The sequence below is a fragment of the Sphingobacterium sp. LZ11T8 genome (assembly GCF_024261425.1).
Classification (GTDB): Bacteria; Bacteroidota; Bacteroidia; order Sphingobacteriales; family Sphingobacteriaceae; genus Sphingobacterium.
In genome coordinates this window covers 731,844-747,832 of sequence record NZ_JANBZY010000001.1, presented here as the reverse complement: position 1 = coordinate 747,832, position 15,989 = coordinate 731,844, and the positions used below count along the sequence as shown (strand labels likewise).

Sequence of the window (15,989 nt, the reverse complement as noted above, 5' to 3'; positions counted from 1 at the left end):
GAGAATGACCATGAAAAAGATATTCTTACTATTCACGGTGCTCCCTGTCTTTTGGCTGAGTTCCTGTGCAGATATCGATAATTTTGAAGCGCCCAATGCCACCCTTTCTGGAAAGGTATTGGACAAAACTACGGGGCAGCCCTTTTTAACTGGGCCTGGTGAATTTGCCATCCGTCTCTTGGAGACCAGTTATGGCGAGAACCCTGCTCCCCAAGACCTTGCCGTGAAGCAGGATGGATCCTTTATCAACAATAAACTGTTTTCAGCCACCTATTCCATGCAACCTTATGCAGGGGCATTTTGGCCAGCAGATATTGTTACAGATTTCAAACTGAGTGGATCCGGTAACCAAGACTTCAATGTGACCCCATATCTGAAGATAAAAAATGCAAAATTTGTATTGAAGGAAGGAAATAAAATTGATGTTTCCTGTACCTTGGAGGCCCCAATTCCTCAAGGATTGCCTCAGGTGATCGAGGTGCGTCCATTCCTGAGCTTGACGCCATATTGTGGTGCAGGTAGCCGCATCGAGGCCTATTACAAAGATGAATTTAGGATTCTGATCAATAAAAACTGGGAAGAAATCGGTAATATGTCTAATGGTATTGGCAAAGAAACCTATACCATCAATGATATACCTTTGAAATCCGGATACACCTATTACTTCCGTATGGGAGCAAAAGTTCGTGATACATTTGAAAAGTTCAACTATTCAGAAGTAGTTGAAATAAAGGTCCCTTAAGGACAGAATGGATTAATTAATAATTGCTAATCAATAAAATTACATGCTATGACATTTAATGTGAAAAGACTAAACATGGTCCTGCTAGCCCTAATCATTGGGATGTTCAGTGCCTGTTCGAAGACAACGACCAATCAAGAAAAGGAAGAACCCGAAAAACCTAATCCCGTAGATTCCACAGATGGATACGACACTTCAGGTTTATTGTACCCGAAGTATGAAGGATTGGTGATGGCGGGTTACCAAGGCTGGTTCAATGCGGAAGGTGATGGCGCTAATAGAGGCTGGTATCATTATCAGGGCGACAATAATGTTTTCGAACCTGGGGTGACCAAGGTGGATTTCTGACCAGACATGACCGAATATACCAAGAAGTATAAATCTCCTTTCAAATTTGCCGACGGATCCGATGCCTATCTATTCAGTTCCAATGACGAAGAAACCATTGATCTACATTTTAAATGGATGAAGGATTATGGAATCGATGGTGTCCACATGCAGCGCTTCCTGGGCGAGGTAAAACCAAGTAACCCTTCTGGCAAAGCCCATTTCAACAAGGTCTTGACCAGTGCATTGAAAGCCGCCAAAAAATATGGTCGTGCCATCAGCATCATGTATGACCTGAGCGGATCTGTGCCTCAAGACTTTGCAGCCTTGGAACAAGATTGGAAGGAATTGGTAGAAACCCATAAACTTTATGACAAAGAGGCCAATCCAACTTACCTGTGGCATAATGGCAAACCGCTGATGTCCATTTGGGGAGTAGGCTTTAGTGACGATCGTCAATATAGCATTCAGGATGTAGATAAACTCGTAGATAAACTGAAGGCTGGTGAGAAGAAAGTATCCATTATGCTAGGTATTCCTTACTACTGGCGTACGTTAGATAGAGATACGGAACCAGACCCAGCACTACATGCCTTGATCAAAAAAGCAGATATCATCATGCCATGGGCAGTTGGCCGTTACAAAATGGAAGATTTCAACCCTAATATTGTACGAGAGGATATGCAATGGGCCGCGCAGAATAAGGTCGATTATGTGCCACTGGTATTCCCAGGTTTTAGTTGGGGGAATTTGCAGAAAAAGCCTGAACTCTATTATCAGATCCCAAGATTGAAGGGTGATTTCATCTGGAAGCAGATGTCGAATGCAATTTCAGCAGGAGCTATGTCTCTGTATGTTGCAATGTTTGATGAAATCGATGAGGGTACGGCCATTTTTAAATCTGCAAGAGAAAAGGATACGCCACTAAATGGTGACAAATTCAGGTTTGTCGGCATTGAAAACGACCTGCCAACGGATCATTACCTATGGTTGACAGGAGAGTCCGCAAAATGGATCAAAGGTGGAACCGGTTACACCGCTGAAAGACCTGTAAGACCTTAGATTTTTACTGAGAATAGCTGGTTTGTTAGTTATTATATAGATGGTTGGAAAGCGAGCGCAATGCTCGCTTTTCTTTTTTCTAGCCTATTTAATTTATCGAAAAAGCCTAATCAAATTATATAAATGTGTCAGCTATTGAAGGCTTTATATAATAAAACAATCTTTTGAAAGCTCTAATTTCATACTTGTATCCAATCCATGGTACACTAATCGCACTGATATGAAAGCTTTAATAATTATGCAGCCCAAGCTTTGGGTATTCCTGATGTTGCCCATGTTGCTGCAACTGATGTCTTGCTCCAAAGATTCCAATGCAAGTCCGGATAATCAAGTCCAACCTGACCTACAGCTGGGCTTCGACACCAGTTTTGCCACCTTTGGAGAATATGTGAAAAATGAGGATAAGGTATATGTGGACAAGAACCTAAGACAGGTAGAAAAGAGTAAGGCAGTCTACTACCTAAAAAGAGATTTGCTGGGTAGGGACATCGTTCCTAATGATGACGAGACCGGCAATTACTGGGAAGACCGCAAATATTTCAAGGGGACACCGGTTCTGCTTTTCTTTTACGAATACTACCGCGTAGATAACAATCAATTGCATTTTGCCGTAAATGTTTCCGAGCTTGAAAACACCAATACCTACATGTTTCATGGCAAAGCCCTTTGGGCGTCCAATGATAAACCCCTGGCACAGGGAGCTTACTCCATTGGCGAATTGGACGGAGACTTTACGGTTTACAACCCCAATGGTTCTGTAAAGGACCAATTTGGCTTTGATCGCGGCCGCAAATATTCCAATATGCAAAAAGCCGAAGATGTCTACAAGCCCTTAGTTGGTAAGTGGGAAGCCATAGCGGCGCAGGACGGGAATTTTAAAATGATAAGCCAAGTCTATGAGTTAAATTCGAATGGATCTATCAATTTCTATCCGATTACCTATCTTGGCTCAGGTGGAGCAACCCCAGGATGGAGACCAGTGGACGGGGAAACCATCAAGACCTTAGGATCTTGGAAATATACCGGTCAAAGTTCAAATTCAGGAACCATGGAATTATTCTTTAAGGGAAATTCCATCATGAAAGGAACGCTCAATATTGTTTCTGGAACTCAATTTAAACTGAAGCCAACTTGGGTGGATGACCATTTTAAAAATGAGAATTCCTTCAAGGAATTAACCTTCAATAAGAAGTAAATAAAAGGCGGTATTGCTAAGCCTTTTTTTGTCAAAAAATAGGGGTTTCATTCGAGGCATATTCGAGAGATGTTCGAGAAACATCTGAGATTGGGAAAGTCCAGTTCGAGCGTGTCTCGAATGTGTCTCGAATGAGTCTCGAATATGTCTCGAATGAGTTCCCAAAAATGAAACTAATTTTCCCAAAAGATTAGCAAATTAGCAGTTTTCAGTTTTCTTTTTTAGCATTCCCTTTCAAAATCAGAATTCTAGCGCGATAAATCAGCTTTTTGTTGATATATAGGTGGTTATGGTTTTAGCTGTTAGGGGTGTGTATAATATTTAGTTTAAAATTAAATTAATTTCAATATTAAAACAACCGATTGCATAAAATACGCAAACGTTTGAGTGCTGGTAATATTTTAGCAACATTAATTTAATAATTATTTTAAACCAATCTAAACTTTATAATAATAACTGTTAATAATGAAAAAAAGGTTTACTAAGCAATTATTAGTAAACAAATCTTACCACTTAGCTACAGCTCTTATACTCGGAATCACCATGCCGAATTATGGATTTGCCACAACGCCTAAGTTTGACGTAAGCCCTTTGTTTGCTCAAAATCAAGAAACTGTAAATGGTACGGTTTCGGATGAAAACGGACCACTAGCTGGAGCCACCGTAACACTGAAGAACAATTCCAGAGTTGCGACTTCAACAGATGAAAACGGTAGGTTTTCGATCCAAGTACCCCTCGGAGAGACGTTAGTCTTTACTGCAATAGGCTATGCAAGCCAAGAAAAAGTAGTAGAGTCGACTACCCTCAATGTACAATTAAGCTCTTCTAACCAAGATATTGACGAGGTTGTCGTGGTTGCTTTTGGTACCCAAAAGAAAGTGAACTTAACAGGTTCGGTAGCTTCCGTAACGCCAAAACAATTAGCGGAGCGCCCAGTAACCTCATTACAGAATGCATTGCAAGGGGTTTCGCCAGGTATTACGGTTATCAGTAGACCAATGGCTCCTAAAAAAGGTAACAATGCGACCTTAACCGTCCGCGGACGTTCAAACCTAGGTTCTCCAGGACCGATGTACATCATCGATGGTATCCCTGCATCAGGAGCGGAATTTGCAGCAATCAGCCCTGCAGATATCAGCAGCATGTCGGTGTTGAAAGATGCAGCATCAGCTTCTCTTTATGGTTCCCGTGCAGCAAACGGCGTTATCTTGGTAACGACAAAACGTGGTGGCGGTGAACGTGCTATCATCGGATTTTCCGCAAACCAAGGTTGGCAAAGCACGACTTTCCTGCCAAACTTTGCTAATTCATTGGAATATATCGAACTGTACAACCGTGCGATGAAAAATGCCGGCAAGCAAACGATCTTTACCGATGATATCATTGAAAAATATAGATCAGGTTCTGATAAGGACATGTATCCGAATACCAATTGGTTTGACGAGATCATAGACCAATCTGCTCCACAAAGAGATGTTAACTTAAATGTGAATGCGCCAGGAAAATTGGCCAACTACTATTTAGGCTTAAATTATTTCGATCAAAACTCTATCGTTCCCGGAATGAAACAGGACCGTATCAACATCAAGTTGAATACGCAGAGTGACGTAATTGAAAACCTATTGAAAATTGGAACCAATATCTCTTTCTTAAAACAGGATTACGACCGTCAAGGTGGTGAAATCAGTTGGGTTGAAATGGGTAGAGCATTGCCTATGACGGTAATGCAGCAGTCCAATGGGGAGTATGGAACCATTTCAAATGGTGTAACCAATGCAACCATCGCAAAGAACAACCAATTGAGAAATATCCAAGAAGCTGGACAGGGAAGAAACAGGGACAATTACTTGCAATTGGCAGGTAATGCCTCTTTGACTCCATTTGAAGGTTTCTCATTGGATGGATTGGTATCCTTGAAATATACAAATACCAATAGCTGGGATTTCATCAATAGACTGGATCCATTGACGGACTTCTTAACGCAAAAGCCTCTACCGTCTACAGCAGTTCCTATCAATGAGATGAAAGAATACTGGGGTAAACGTGAAGAATTATTGCTTCAGGCATTGGCAAATTATGAAAGACGCTTTGATGATCACTATGGTAAGATTACTGCCGGTGTCACCCAAGAGTCTAACACATATAGAGAAGCATTCTTAGGTCGTAAAAACTTTGTGAACAACGATCTAGAAACTATCATCAATGGTTCTTCCGCACAGACTGACGTAAGTAGCGATGGAACCGGACTAGCGAACAGAACGATTCAAGATGAGTGGTCTATCCGTTCATTCTTTGGGCGTTTCAACTATAACTATCAAGAGAAATACCTATTCGAAGCAAACGCTCGTATAGATTATTCTTCACGCTTTGCACCAGAGGTTCGTAGAGCAGTGTTCCCTTCTATTTCAGCAGGATGGAGTATTGATAAGGAGCAGTTTATGCAAAACGTGAACTGGATTGATGCTTTGAAATTAAGAGGTTCATGGGGTTCATTGGGTAACCAAGATGCGGTTGCAATCGGTAACTACTTCAACTTGATCAGGATTAGTTCACTATACAGCTTTGATGGTGTGCCGGTTGACGGTGCTTTACAGACAGCAGCGGTAAACAGAGGTGCCCTTTGGGAAAAAGTATATCAATCAAACGTAGGTTTGGACGCTACTTTATTCAATGGCAAGGTTAATTTGACTGCTGAATACTATATCAAGAACACAAAAGGAATCTTGTTGCAACCTACTTTCTTGGCTACTTCAGGATGGGGAACAGCAGCTTACTTTAACCAAGGTGAAACCAAGAACAAAGGTATTGAGGTTATTGCCACTTATAATGGTCAAGTTGGCGAGGAGTTCAAATACTCGATCTCAGGAAACATCTCTAAGATCAAGAACGAAATCATTAACCTAGGTACAGGTAGAGATGAAATCGTGAGTGGTTATTACATCAACCGCGTTGGTGGATCAGTTGGTGATTACTATGGTTATAAATCAGCAGGTCTATTCACCTCTCAGGAGGAAATCGACAACCACCCTAGCCAAAAAAGTATTGCTGGTAACTCCAAGATTGGAGATATCAAATATGTAGACGTGAATGGTGATGGTGTATTAGATCCGAAAGACAGAACGATCTTAGGTAATGATGTGCCTTGGTTCAACTACGGTTTTGCCGTGAATGCATCATACAAAGGATTTGACCTGAACGTACTTACCTACGGTGTAGGAGGTGTGAAAACATACTTTGAGCAAGAGGCTGCACATCCTTTCTTCAACGGTGGTAACATCAAAAAAGAATGGTTGCAAGGTTGGACAGAGGAGAACAACTCGGCAACTGCGCCATTCCCTCGTATCACATTAACGGGTGATGCTCAGCAAAACTATATCACTTCAGATTTCTGGTTGTTCAGTGGAAATTACTTCAGGATCCGTGCCATTACCTTAGGTTATACGTTCGACAAGAAATTGATCGAAAAGGCAAAAATGTCTAACCTAAGATTGTTTGCGTCCTCAAATAATCCATTTACGTTCATGGCGGATAAGAGATTATCAGATTATGATCCAGAAACAGGTTCAGGAAGAGCGAGCTTCTTAGGGGTGAAAACTTTCTCTATCGGTTTGAATGCTAATTTTTAACCAGCAACTATTAATAGAAAAATGAAAAGATTTATATATATCGGTCTATTTGCAGCCCTTACATTAACATCCTGTAAGGATGAATTCTTGGAAAGGATTCCATTGAATTCCGTATCAGAAGAGACCTTTTGGAAAACTGAAAATGATGTTTACCTAGCGGTAAACGGAATATACGCAACATTGCCAGGGGATGGTATCATCTACGAGGATGGAGCATCAGATATTGCGCATGCACAATACCCTTGGGAGAGCACTGCAACTTCGGTTTCTTCAGGAATCGTAAGTACAGCCTTGAACGCAGGTTGGAATTATGAGACTGTTCGTAAGACCAACTATTTCTTGGAGAATGTGGACAAGGCTACCATGGACGAGACCTTAAAGAACCGTTTTAAAGCAGAGGTTCGATTTATGCGTGCTTACCGTTATTTTAATATGGCTAGCAAGTTTGGCGGAGTTCCATTGATTACAAAGGTTTTGGGCTTTGCGGAAGAGGAACTGAACGTTCCTAGATCTTCCAAAGATGAGGTAATCTCTTTTGTGCTGAAAGAATTGGATGAGGTTGCAAAAATCCTTCCTACTTCTTATTCTGGAGGTAAATCCAATGAGAAAGGTAGAATTACAAAAGGTGCAGCTTTGGCCTTGAAATCAAGAATTCTCCTGAATGAAGCGAAGTATGCGGAAGCTGCTGCAGCGGCACAGGAAGTAATGGGTCTGGGTTATCAATTATTCAAGACTTCGCAAGAAGCTGAGGTTGACCAAAAAGACGATTACAGTAAGTTGGTGGATTTCGCTAATGCAGCAGAACAAGAGAAATTCAGATTGGCTTTGCGTAGCTATGAGGGGATTTTCCATCAAGCTAATGAAGGTAATTCGGAAGTTATCCTGGAAAGACAATATATCCAACAGGCACAGCCAAACTATTTAAACACCTATCTATTAGAAGGTGGAGTAGGTGGATGGAGTTCCTTGACGCCGACACAGGAGCTGGTAAACAGTTACCAGAACTTCAAGACTGGGGAAGCAGTTACTGCACCGAGTAACCAAGAGCGTGCTCAACGATATGCAGACAAGGACAAAACAGCTTTCCTTCAGGAATACAAAAACAGGGATCCTCGTTTCTATGCATCCATTCTATTTGAAACAGCGCCTTGGAATGCTTTGACCATCGATGGTGGATATAAGTACTCTTGGGTGGATGGAGCGAGCAATATGTCCAAAACGGGCTATAACTTCAGGAAAATGGTGGATACGAAGGCGAATAGGGATAACCTGGATAACCATGCAAACGTGATCTTGATCCGTTATGCTGAAGTTCTTTTGAACTACGCAGAGGCGAAAAATGAGGCTACTGGACCAGATGCAACGGTTTATGCTGCCATTGACCAGATCCGTGAGCGTGCGGGAATGCCAAAGCTAGACCGTACAAAATACGCTAGCAAGGAAGCCCTTAGAAATGCAATCCGTCAGGAAAGAAAAGTGGAGTTAGCATTGGAGGGTATGCGTTATTTGGATATTCGTCGTTGGAAAACTGCACCTGATGTGATGAAGAATATCTATAACCTGAAAAACTCATTGGCGCAAGAGCGTATCTGGGACAATAAATTGTATTTGATGCCTGTACCTCAGGGTCAAATGGACTTGTCTTACGGCGTACTTGTTCAAAACCCAGGTTACTAAGAGTAGTCAATAATAGTTAATCAATAAATAATGCAAAAGAGGTGTCCGAATGGGCGCCTCTTTTTTTGTTGTGTATCGGTAAAAGTTTATCCAATAGCTATTAATTTATCCAATATGAATGGCATTAAAAATCGAGTCCATAGCCTATCGAAAATCCCAATATTTATGCGCATTGCTTTTCTATCTTTTATTTGTCGATTCTCAAGCGATATATGGATAGCAGTTTGAACATTTAAATTTTTAATATTAAAAACCAACATGTGAATCATTGTCCTAAATAAAAAAAGTAAAATAATTTTAGGTCAATATATGTTTAAACGTATATGTTTCAAAATGTCATCTGAGTGTACTTGTGGTGCGTATTTTTGCGTTTTTCTGAAAGGAAAAATTTGCTATGAATCGGGTGTTGCAATTTTCGTTTAACATCTTTTGGTAAGATTCTTGTGACAAGAAAGGCTGGTAAAATTTTACGACTTAATAATTTTGAGCCTATATTTTTATTGAACTTATAATAAAGGGCCTCAAAATTCGTCTAAATAATAATGTATTGTATTGCTAACAAGAATTCTTAACATGAAAAAAACTATTTTTTCTTTACTATTATTTGCAGTTTGTGGTTTTAAATCAGCGCAAGCACAATTCTCTCGTCCGATTAGTGTTGGTGTTGGAGCGGGGCCTACGATCAATCTGACCGACTTGGCGAATGTCGAAACTAATTTAGCGGGTCATATTGATGTGGATGGATTGATTACTCCCTTTATTTCGGCCGGTATTCATGCAGAAAAAGGTGCTTTAGGAGGGAATGGTTATGCCAGTACTTTTAAGAATGACTACTATGCATTTAATGCGAATGCGAAGGTTAGGATTGGTCAATTTATGAACCTACCGGATAATTATAGCTATTATAATCTCCAATCAGATCCTTTCCACAAAATCCTTGCAAACATCTATTTAGGTGCCGGTGCTGGAGTTGTGAAAAACAACATTAAAAACAACATCGATCCTAATTATGCAAATGCTGTTGTTGGGCAGGGTGGTGAAATTTCACAGGATCTGGATGGTTTCCAATTTGTGGTTCCCATCAACCTAGGGGTTGATTTTCCAATTGGAAGAGGCTTGTATGGTCCGCAATGGGCAATCAACTTGAACTACCAACATACGATCACGACCAAAGACAATCTGGACGGTGTGATCAACAGTAAACAAGATCACTATAGCTATATCTCAATAGGGGTTAAATATGCTTTGTTTCAGCGTAAATAAGCATTCCTAAATCAATCATTTTCAACTACTATAAAATTAAACAATGGAAAGTATGAATAGCGTATTCCTAAATCGAATATATACTGCAGCTTGCTTATTGCTTGTTTTTGCTATTACAGGCTGTAACTCTTCAAACAATTTTTACAAAGCCCCAAAAGTATCTGCATTCCGTGGCGGAAAATTGCCAGCTCCTCCGGGGATGGTGTATATCCCTTCGGGAACAATCTTGTTCAAAGGTTCTTTGGACAGCGGTAATGTGGGCAAGAACGTCAGTTTGAGTGCTTTTTTTATCGATGAGACTGAAGTTACCAACAAGCAATATCGCCAGTTCGTAAACTGGGTAGCGGATTCGATCGCAGTTACTGATTATTTGCAGGATGACCAGTATTTTCTGGATATCGCAAGTGAAAGCGGTGAAGGAAGGCGAATTAACTGGAAAAAGGTAAGGAGTATTTCTCCTATCTGGATGAGTTCAGATCCTACCATCGCCGAGCGCATTGCTCCCATGTTGGAGATGAAAGGTTCGACGAGGGCCTTGAATCCGGAAGTGATCAAATACCGTTTCTCCTTTTTGAAAACCAAAGGCAACCTGAAAAAAGAATATGTGACGGATACAGTTTCGGTAGTTACAGCAGAAGACATTTGGTCGAGAGACTTTCCAAATGCCCAATTAACCTCCCTAGATGCCAATTATTTCACCCACCAATCTTTTGATTATTATCCCGTAGTCGGCGTTTCATGGAGACAGGCTCGTGCCTATTCGGATTGGAGAGGTAAGGAAATGATGGCCAACTTGATGAAAAATTCCTACTTGAGCGGTTACCAACTGACATTCAGTCTTCCTACGGAAGCCCAGTGGCAATATGCTGCAGAAGGTAAAATCGACCCTCGCGATACGATTGCAGGGACGAAAATGACCATTGATGGTAATGATGGAAAAGAGAAACTGGCTGTAAACTATAAACAGGGTGAGGGTACCTATTCTAGGGATGGTGCAACATTTACCTTGCCGGTTAAATCTTATACGCCTAATAAATTCGGTGTGTACAACATGGCTGGTAATGTTTCAGAATGGACCCTGGATGCATATTCGCCTTCGGCTGTTGCGTTTGTGAACGACCTGAACCCAGTATTGCTTTATGATGCAGATGAACAGGATGCCGATGCATTGAAGAGAAAAGTTGTTCGTGGTGGATCTTGGAAAGACAATGGTGAGCAATTGAACAGCGAAACCAGAAACTATTCAGTGGATTATGAACCACATTCATATATAGGGTTTAGATGTGTGATGTCGGCATTCGAGTTGCCAACAGTACAGAGCAAGACCCGTAAATATTAACATCAATCTGTGAACGATTTAAAGATTATTAAAATGAAAAATTGGATGATGGTAGTGGCCATGGCGTTTGGAATATCTCCAATAATGGCACAAAGTATCGATACGATACCTGATAGCACCGTAATTAACCAGACAGTAATCCAAATGCGGGATGATTCTACGATGCAAGTACCGCAGGGAGAGATCCTGTCTGACACGATACCGACTACAGATGGCTTTTACCAAGTGAACAACTTGGAAGATGCTGTCCCTTTTGCCTATCCGGAGGTAAACCTGAAGAACATTAGGTTTTACAAAAGGGTATGGCGGGATATTGACCTGAAGGATGAACGTAACTTTATCTATGCCGTTCCTGGGAATTCCTTGATGGAAGTGATCATGAAAGGTATAGAAACAGGTAAACTGACGCCGTACAACCCTGAGGATGATTCCTTCAAAGGGAAGCTTTCGGCAAGTGAGGGTATGGCAAGGTTTGCCGATTCGGTATTGGTGCCAATCTTTGATGATGAAGGTAACCAGATTGATTCAAGGATGACCTTGAATGAATTTAATCCGGAACGTGTAACCAAATTCAGGATCAAGGAGGACATCTTCTTTGATAAACAGCGTGGTCGCCTAGAAACTAGGATCATTGGTGTTGCTCCTTTGATGGACATTACTACTTCTTCGGAATTGGCGACTTCGGTAGGTTCTACACCAGCTTTCTGGTTGTATTTCCCTCAGTTGCGCTATAGTCTAGTCAAAGTTGATATTTCTGACCCCGACCGTGGCCTTTATGATATGACCATGGACGACCTATTTGTGCAGCGTAAGTTTGCCAGCAAGATTGTCCGTGAATCTTCTCCCGGCATGTTGCAACAGGCAACCTTTGCGGGAACGGACAGTTTGCAAACCGATAACTCCCAAGTGCTGGAAGACAAGCTCGACTCTTATAAAAAGAAATTGTGGACTACGCCTAAAGGTGTGAAAGCCGAAAACCTGGAAGGTCATGAACAAGACCTGAAGATTGAGGAAGAGCAGAAGAGACAAAAGGAATTGATGGAGCAGCAGCACCAACAAAGACAAAACCAACAGCAGCAACAAAGTGAGCAGCAGTTGGAGGAATTGTTGAAACAGAGTGAGCAGAACAATCAAGAAACCGAAAGTGGTACCGAGGAAGGCAGCACGGAGGAAGGCTCCTCCACGGAAGAAGGAAGTTATAACGAAGAAAGTCAATTTTAGAATCCAATAAACATCCCACTTATACAGGGTTAGCAAAATTTACATTATGAGTAGAAAGAAAGACAATTCAAGATGGCTACATGTTGCCATTTCTTGGGGAGCAAGTATCGTAATTATCGGTGTATTATTTAAAATCCTTCATCTAGGAGGGTCATGGGCAAATTACATGATCGGATTAGGTCTGACGGTAGAAGCAATTCTATTCTTTTTGATGGGTTTCAATCCTCCACCTCAAGAACCAGATTGGTCAAGAGTGTATCCTGAATTGGATGAAAAGTTTCAAGGTGAATTGCCGGTGCGATCTGCACAGGTGGTGAATGCTCCGCAAGGACCTTCTGCAACTGCAGCCTTGGATAAAATGTTCGCAGATGCAAATATTGAGCCTGCTACCATTGAGAACCTTGGAAGAGGTTTGCGCGATTTTGGTGAAAAAGTGTCTGCCATCAACAGGATCAGCGATGTTTCCCTGGCTACGGATGAGTTTACCCAGAAGTTGAGATCTGCGACCAGCAAATTTGACAACTTAGGTGTAGCTTTCGAGAAAGCTTCTGCTAACCTGGTAGCCATGGCTAATACCAACACGGATACAACCGGCTATCATGAGCAAGTACAGAACCTGACTTCCAACTTGCGCCAGTTGAATACGATGTACGAAAAAGAACTTCGTGATTCGGCTTCTCACTTACAGTCGATGAACCATTTCTATGAGAATTTAAGTTTTACAATGAAAAACTTCAATGAATCTTTGGATGATTCCAAAGCTTTCAAAGACGAGGTAAACAAATTAGCGAAAAACCTCAACGCACTGAATGCGGTGTATGGCAATATGTTGAGCGCTATGAACCAGCCTCGAGTGTAATTCATCCAAGTAAAATTTTAAAAAAGAAATATGGCATTAGGAAGAGAGACGCCAAGGCAACGGATGATAAACATTCTTTATCTCGTGTTACTTGCCTTGCTCGCATTAAATGTACCCGATTCAATATTGGATGCCTTTAAGAATATCAACAACAGTTTGGAGACTTCAAAATCCAACGTAAATAACTCTGTCCAGCAATTGTTCGCAGCATTTGAAAGCACCAAGTTAAAGGATGAACCCGGTAGGGCAAAACCTATTTACGATAAGGCTAAGAATGCACAGGCAATTATCAACGACTTAAACCAGTACATCAACGGTATCAAAGAGGATTTCGTAAAACAAGGTGGCGGCTATGATGAAAAAACCGGTGACCTGAAGATGCGCGAGAATGAAGATATCGCCCCTAGTTTGATGATCAACCAGAAAAAAGGGGAAGAACTGAAAGAGAAGATCAACAGTACCCGTTCTAAGTTATTGGCGCTATTGACTCCGGAAGAACAGAAATCTGTTTCTTTCTCTCTGGAAGCCAGTGACCCTGAAAAAGCAGTGAACGGAAAGCGCAAATGGGAAGAGATCAACTTTGGAAGTGGTACGCCCTTGACGGCAGCCATGACCATTTTGACGAAGATCCAAACGGATGCACAAAATGCGGAGTCGGATGTGGTGAAATTGATCTTAGGGAAAATGGATCAGGCGGTAGTGAACTTGGATAAGTTTGCTGCAGTAGCTGTAGCTCCTACTTCTTACTTGGTTCAAGGCCAACCTTATTCAGCTGAAGTCTTCTTGACGGCTTCGGATTCCAAGTCGCAACCGGCAATTTCGGTAAATGGAAATAATCTGGAGGTAGTGGATGGAAAAGGTGTTTACCGTGTTCCTACGAATCAGGAAGGGATCTTTACTTGGTCAGGTGTGATCAAGGTGAAGCAGACTGATGGTTCGATCAAGGAATATCGCACCCCTCAACAGACTTATCAGGTATCAAGACCATCTGCTGTGGTATCGCCAGATAAAATGAACGTACTATATATCGGAGTAACTAACCCTATTTCGGTTTCAGCTCCAGGAACTCCGACCAATAAGATCAAGGTCAGCATGGCTGGAGGTAGCATCAGTGGTTCGGGTGGAAAATACAATGTAAAGGTGAGTTCTCCGGGGACAGCAAGGATTTCTGTTTCAGCTGAGGTTGCTCCTGGAAAAACCCAGACCTTGAGTACAACGGAGTTCCGTGTGAAAAGAATTCCAGATCCAATTGCGCAGTTTGCAGGTAAAACGGGCGGAGCAATGGCAACTGTGGCCATCAAAGCTCAGAATGCTATCTTCGCTAAACTGGATAACTTCGATTTTGATGCTTCTTTTAGAGTAACAAAATTCTCATTGATCATTGCTAAACCACGTGCAGATGCCATTGTCCTTTCTACTTCAGGAGGGAAATTGAGTTCTGCCATGAAATCAGCTTTGAATGGTATCACCCCAGGTTCCCGCGTTATTTTTGATAATATAATTGCCGTAGGACCAGATGGTACCCCAAGACAATTGAATGCAGTAGCTTTAACAGCTAACTAACATAAACAAAGATGCCCGAGATTATCGGGCATCTTTGTTTTATACGCTGTTTAGTTGCTATTGATAGATCTAAATTCATTCGGGCTATTTCCAACGGCATTCTTGAAAAACCGGGAAAAGTGCTGAGGATACTTAAAGCCTAGATCGTAGGCGATCTCATTGATGCTCTTATTTCGATCAAACAATAGATCTTTTGCTTCCTTGATCAACTTCTGATGTATATATTCTTGTGGAGATTTACCTGTTTCTTTTTTGATCAGGTCCCCGAAGTAATTTGCGGATAGATGTAATTGATCAGCGCAAAAGGATACGGAAGGCATTCCCAAGAGTTTTGGTTTATCAGAGTGAAAGTACTCATCCAAGAGCTCTTCAAAGCGATGCAAGATTCCCTTGTTGACATGTTCCCTTGTGATAAATTGGCGGTCATAGAAGCGCTCGCAGTAATTTAAGAACAATTCGATATTGGACACGATGAGCTGTTTGCTATGCTTGTCCATATTCTGCTCCAGTTCATATTCTATTTTAGAAAAACAGTCCAAGATAATATTTCTTTCCTTTTCGGATAGGTGCAAAGCTTCATTCACGGCATAGGAGAAGAAATGTAATTCCTTCATGCGTTTAGCTAGACTTGTACCAGCCAACAGGTCCGGATGAAAGGCAAGGGCATATCCCTGAGGTTTATAGGCTTCAGTTCCATTCTCGCCGATGACTTGGCCCGGTGAAATAAAAATCAAGGTGCCTTCCTCATAATCGTAGTTTTCCAGACCATAACGCAGATCGCCACATTTGATCTTTTTCAGGAAAACTAAATAAAAGTCATACCTCATTTTTCGTAAGGTCCTAACATCAGCTTTATTCAGGTCAATTACACTGACCAACGGATGTAAGGTTTTGTTATTATTGAAAGCGTTGTATTCGCTGATATGGTCAAAGATTAGAATGTCCTGCATAGCTACCATGTTTTTCTAGTCGAAAATAACAATCCTAGGATGATTTAGTTCAAGGTAGCTATTCAATCAGTAAAAATGGTATTAAAAACCGTAGTAGATATAATGTGTATAGGCGAGGAGGATAAAATATGTTATTTTTAATTGGCTGTTATACATCATACTGA

12 protein-coding genes are annotated in these 15,989 nt (G+C 41.3%); 11 read left to right on the top strand and 1 reads right to left on the bottom strand.

All coding sequences use genetic code 11. The features are described from left to right. The first annotated feature begins 10 nt into the window (after positions 1–10). From NLF99_RS03200 to gldM, 11 genes are all read left to right on the top strand, one after another. Positions 11–742, top strand: a complete 732-nt coding sequence (locus tag NLF99_RS03200; protein ID WP_254526685.1) for a DUF3823 domain-containing protein — start codon at positions 11–13, stop codon at positions 740–742. 60 nt (positions 743–802) lie between these two features. After that, positions 803–1,090 carry a hypothetical protein gene (locus NLF99_RS03195; RefSeq protein WP_254526684.1) on the top strand — a complete coding sequence of 96 codons (288 nt, stop codon included), beginning with the start codon at positions 803–805 and terminating at the stop codon, positions 1,088–1,090. Between the two features lie 6 nt (positions 1,091–1,096). Then, positions 1,097–2,131, top strand: coding sequence for a glycoside hydrolase family 71/99-like protein (locus NLF99_RS03190; protein ID WP_254526683.1), 1,035 nt, complete (start codon positions 1,097–1,099; stop codon positions 2,129–2,131). A 220-nt stretch (positions 2,132–2,351) separates the two neighbouring features. After that, entirely contained in the window at positions 2,352–3,326 is a 975-nt protein-coding gene (locus NLF99_RS03185) for a hypothetical protein (RefSeq protein WP_254526682.1), read from the top strand. 465 nt (positions 3,327–3,791) lie between these two features. After that, positions 3,792–6,953, top strand: a complete 3,162-nt coding sequence (locus NLF99_RS03180) for a TonB-dependent receptor (protein ID WP_185212851.1) — start codon at positions 3,792–3,794, stop codon at positions 6,951–6,953. 21 nt (positions 6,954–6,974) lie between these two features. Next, a complete protein-coding gene (locus tag NLF99_RS03175) occupies positions 6,975–8,630 on the top strand; it encodes a RagB/SusD family nutrient uptake outer membrane protein (RefSeq protein WP_185212852.1) in 1,656 nt (551 codons plus the stop codon). A gap of 573 nt (positions 8,631–9,203) precedes the next feature. After that, entirely contained in the window at positions 9,204–9,893 is a 690-nt protein-coding gene (locus NLF99_RS03170; protein ID WP_185212853.1) for an outer membrane beta-barrel protein, read from the top strand. A 52-nt stretch (positions 9,894–9,945) separates the two neighbouring features. Then, the gene (locus tag NLF99_RS03165; protein WP_185215747.1) at positions 9,946–11,232 is read left to right on the top strand and encodes an SUMF1/EgtB/PvdO family nonheme iron enzyme; all 1,287 of its coding nucleotides are present in this window, start codon (positions 9,946–9,948) and stop codon (positions 11,230–11,232) included. A gap of 33 nt (positions 11,233–11,265) precedes the next feature. Further along, positions 11,266–12,453, top strand: a complete 1,188-nt coding sequence (gldN, locus tag NLF99_RS03160) for a gliding motility protein GldN (RefSeq protein ID WP_185212855.1) — start codon at positions 11,266–11,268, stop codon at positions 12,451–12,453. Positions 12,454–12,499: 46 nt separating this feature from the next. Next, on the top strand, positions 12,500–13,312 hold the full coding sequence (gene gldL / locus NLF99_RS03155; RefSeq protein WP_185212856.1) for a gliding motility protein GldL: 813 nt from the start codon (positions 12,500–12,502) through the stop codon (positions 13,310–13,312). Positions 13,313–13,342: 30 nt separating this feature from the next. Beyond that, positions 13,343–14,875, top strand: a complete 1,533-nt coding sequence (gene gldM, locus NLF99_RS03150; protein WP_254526681.1) for a gliding motility protein GldM — start codon at positions 13,343–13,345, stop codon at positions 14,873–14,875. Between the two features lie 50 nt (positions 14,876–14,925). Here the strand turns inward: gldM and NLF99_RS03145 are convergent, their stop codons facing one another. Next, complete coding sequence (locus NLF99_RS03145) at positions 14,926–15,825, bottom strand: AraC family transcriptional regulator (protein WP_254526680.1); 900 nt, start codon at positions 15,823–15,825, stop codon at positions 14,926–14,928. Positions 15,826–15,989 lie beyond the last annotated feature (164 nt).